General features: G+C 66.0%; 4 protein-coding genes and 1 pseudogene. 2 read left to right on the forward strand and 3 right to left on the reverse strand.

Features of this window, described 5'->3' with window-relative positions; all coding sequences use genetic code 11:
- From QOC69_RS20805 to QOC69_RS20815, 3 genes and pseudogenes are all read right to left on the reverse strand, one after another.
- Positions 1–226 (reverse strand): hypothetical protein (locus QOC69_RS20805; protein WP_526443077.1); only part of this gene is annotated, 226 nt, incomplete at its 3' end.
- Positions 227–593: 367 nt separating this feature from the next.
- Complete coding sequence (locus QOC69_RS20810) at positions 594–1,004, reverse strand: hypothetical protein (protein ID WP_526443079.1); 411 nt, start codon at positions 1,002–1,004, stop codon at positions 594–596.
- 119 nt (positions 1,005–1,123) lie between these two features.
- Positions 1,124–1,939: pseudogene (locus QOC69_RS20815) on the reverse strand (class I SAM-dependent methyltransferase); the annotation flags it as partial.
- A 231-nt stretch (positions 1,940–2,170) separates the two neighbouring features.
- On the opposite strand from QOC69_RS20815, the gene QOC69_RS20820 reads away from it, so the two are divergent.
- Positions 2,171–2,647: a hypothetical protein gene (locus tag QOC69_RS20820; RefSeq protein WP_526443081.1), complete on the forward strand. Its 477-nt coding sequence runs from the start codon at positions 2,171–2,173 to the stop codon at positions 2,645–2,647.
- 53 nt (positions 2,648–2,700) lie between these two features.
- Positions 2,701–3,195 carry a thiol peroxidase gene (tpx, locus tag QOC69_RS20825; protein WP_526443083.1) on the forward strand — a complete coding sequence of 165 codons (495 nt, stop codon included), beginning with the start codon at positions 2,701–2,703 and terminating at the stop codon, positions 3,193–3,195.
- Positions 3,196–3,309 lie beyond the last annotated feature (114 nt).

Raw genomic sequence — 3,309 nt, forward strand, 5'->3', positions numbered from 1 at the left:
CGTCATCGACCTCGGCGACGAGCAGTGCCGACTGCGTCATCAAGGCACCCGGCCCGAGCAGCATCGACGACGTATTCGCAGACATCCCGGCTTTCACGGTCAAACACGTCTGCCCGACGTCGATCCCGCCTTCGCCGGTCCGAAGTTCGAGGCGGAGTTCCATGCCGTGGCCGCCGCCGACGTCGCCCAGAACGGCAGTCCTGTACTGAAAGCCTTTGCGGGTCAACTTAAGTCGGGCACGGGCGATGACTTCGTCCGCGGGTTCCTTTCCGACTTGAGCAACACCGCCGCACCCAACATGACCGTCGCGTCCGAACCCAAGGAGATCGGCGGACGCCAGGTGACCTATTTCAACATCGCCTCGGCCGTTTCAACATCCCCTCGGCCGCCGAGGGCTACGCCTACGCCACGGGGCCAACCGTCGTCATCGCCTACGACGTCGCTGGAGCCTCCGAGGAAGCGACAGCAGAAGAAGCCTTCACCAAGATCCTCGACAGGTTGCATTGAGCACGCGCCCTGCAAGTTCCTGATACCGGTGAAGGCCACCACCGGGCTGGCGGTGACGACCTTGACCGTTCGATCAGGAGTGGACGTTATCCGGTGGAGGCGCACCCCACGTAGGGGATGCAACCGGTGGCGCCGTCCGGTCCGGCTGAGCCGACGGGGCCGCCGGGGATGTCGACGCTCGCGCCGCCGGGTCCGGCCGTCGCGCCAGCACCGGGAACGTTGGCGGCCGCGCCATCGGGTCCGGCGATCGCGCCAGCACCGGGCACGACCGCGTTCGCGCCATCGGGTCCGGCCGTCGCGCCAGCACCGGGCACGACCGCGTTCGCGCCATCAGGTCCAGCCGTCGCGCCAGCACCGGGGACGGTGGCGCAGACCGTGCCATCGGGGTTGAAGCAGCCTGGCGGGGGGTCAGCTGCGGCAAGCGGCGCCGCGGCAATAGCAGAGACCGCGGCACCAGCAAGGAGAACCGTTTTGAGGGAGATCTTTTTCAGTGCCATGCGTTTTGACTACCCACAGATGCCGATCCTTGAAACTGCGATCGGGGCAAGTTTCCCGAAACGGTGCTCGGGAGCGGGCTCGCGCCACACGAATGCGCAGGTAGCCCGGGTTGAAGCCAGAACCGGAACCGCATGATCCGGCCCATGTCGCGAAGCTTGGGTATGCGGGACGCAACGGTGAGGCTGATCCGACCGGATTGCGGGAGTTTGTCCAGCTCAGGCATGTCGACGCTGCGCAAGTCATCAAGGCATTCCAGGCCTGGGTGCAGGGTTTCGATCTCGTGGGGATCGTCGACACCCCGATGCAGCGTCGCCCCGGCATTGCGGACAGCGGGCACCAACTTCTGCAGTTTGATGCCCAACCTTCCATAGACGTCGAAGAGCAACTGTCCGCTGGGGAAGCGCGAGGTGATTCGTCGGACCAGGCTCTGGCCATCCCGTTCGGTCAGGTACATCGACAGACCTTCGAACACCACCACCGTCGGCCGATCGTCGGGCACTGAAGAGAGCCACTCGGAGTCGGTGACCGACGCACTGATGTCGTGATAGTCCCCTGAGGGCCGGGGCAGCAAGCGCGAACGCAACTCCATGACGTCGGGAAGGTCCACATCAAACCAGCGCACCGACGCCGGGGGATTGAGGCATTGCACTCGAGTGTCCAAGCCACAGGCCAGATGTAGCACCGTCGCCGACGGGTTCTCGACCAGGAACGAGATAGTCCAGGTGTCGAGGACCTTGGCCCGGATGGCGACGCTGACTGCACTAGTCCCCGACATGCGAGTCTTGCCGAAGTCGTAGTCGATGCGTTCGACTGCGTCGGCGGCTGCGCTGTCGTTCAGCACGGGGTTGGATGAGTGGCTGTCCAATGCACGGCCATACAAGGTGGCGAGCATGGTTTCCCGGGCACCGGTGCGGATGATCTTCTCGCGGTCCATGTGCTTACAGATCGAGCTGACTTCCCTCCGGGTAGCAGGCCGAATGGTGCCGGCCCGGGTTCAGTCGAAGGGCCGGTGGTAGCCAGCTGAAGCACGAGGGCACAGAGATCGGCAGGGCCAGGCCGACCGATTCGGACACCCAACCGAGCGGGCCGAAAGACGTTGTAGCGCAGACGGTCTTGCTGGCGGTCGTCCCCGTGCCGACGATGCGAGTGGGGTAAGCTCGTGATCGTGACCGAACAGCCGTTCGTACCCGCCGACTTCGTCATACCGCTCGAGCTCGAGGGCCCCGGTTTCCGGCTGGTTCCGCTTGGGCCCGAACACAACTCCGCCGACCAGGCCGCGTGGTCGGCAAGCATGGAGCACATCCGGGCCACTCCGGGCTTCGGAGGGCGGCCCTGGCCGCACGACATGCCTGCGTCGCAGAACCTGGCCGACCTCGAGCAGCACGCCGCCGACTTCGCGGCGCGCACCGGGTTCACCTACACCGTCCTCCCGCCGGACGGCCCGGACGGCCCGGACGGCCAAGAGGTACTCGGCTGCGTGTACATCTACCCGCCTTCGCCCGGCGACCACGGCGACGCCTCGATTCGTTCCTGGGTACGCGCGGACCACGCCGCGCTGGACTCCGTCCTGTACGCCTCGGTCCGAGACTGGCTGGCCCAGGACTGGCCCTTCCACGCAGTCGATTACGCCCCCCGGTCCTGAGGGATACCACCCCCTCGCGCACGGTGCCGTGCCAGCCTTGACAGACTGTACGTATGGCACAGATAACCTTGCGTGGAAATCCCATCAACACGGTCGGCGAGCTACCCGCCGTCGGAACCCCTGCCCCCGGCTTCACCCTGACCGGCACCGATCTCGGCGCGGTAAGCAGCGAGCAGTTCCGCGATAAGCCCGTGCTGCTGAACATCTTTCCCTCGGTGGACACACCGGTGTGTGCGACGAGTGTGCGGACCTTCAACGAGCGCGCCGCCGCTAGCGGTCTCTCGGTCCTGTGCGTGTCCAATGATCTGCCGTTCGCCCAGAAGCGATTTTGCGGCGCCGAGGGCATCGAGAACGTCACGACGGCGTCGGCATTCCGCGACAGCTTCGGCGAGGACTACGGCATCACCATCACCGACGGGCCGATGGCCGCGCTGCTGGGTCGGGCGGTCGTGGTGATCGGTGCGGACGGGAACGTCGCATACGCCGAACTGGTGCCCGAGATCGCCACCGAGCCGAACTACGATGCGGCGCTCGCAGCTGCCAGCTAGGCGCAGCGCCCAGGTCGGCCACGGGTTGTTCGGTGCCGCAGCCGATCTCGGCCCACCGAACGTGCGTAGAGGGCGGAAATCCGGCGGGCCATTTTTTCGGCCCACGCGCACGTT

It is taken from the genome of Mycobacterium sp. (genome assembly GCF_032162105.1).
Lineage (GTDB): Bacteria > Actinomycetota > Actinomycetes > Mycobacteriales > Mycobacteriaceae > Mycobacterium.

Coding starts and splice junctions, on each gene's coding strand:
- tpx (WP_526443083.1), top strand. CDS start 2,701: ATGGCACAGATAACCTTGCGTGGAAATCCCATCAACACGGTCGGCGAG.
- QOC69_RS20810 (WP_526443079.1), bottom strand. CDS start 1,004: ATGGCACTGAAAAAGATCTCCCTCAAAACGGTTCTCCTTGCTGGTGCC.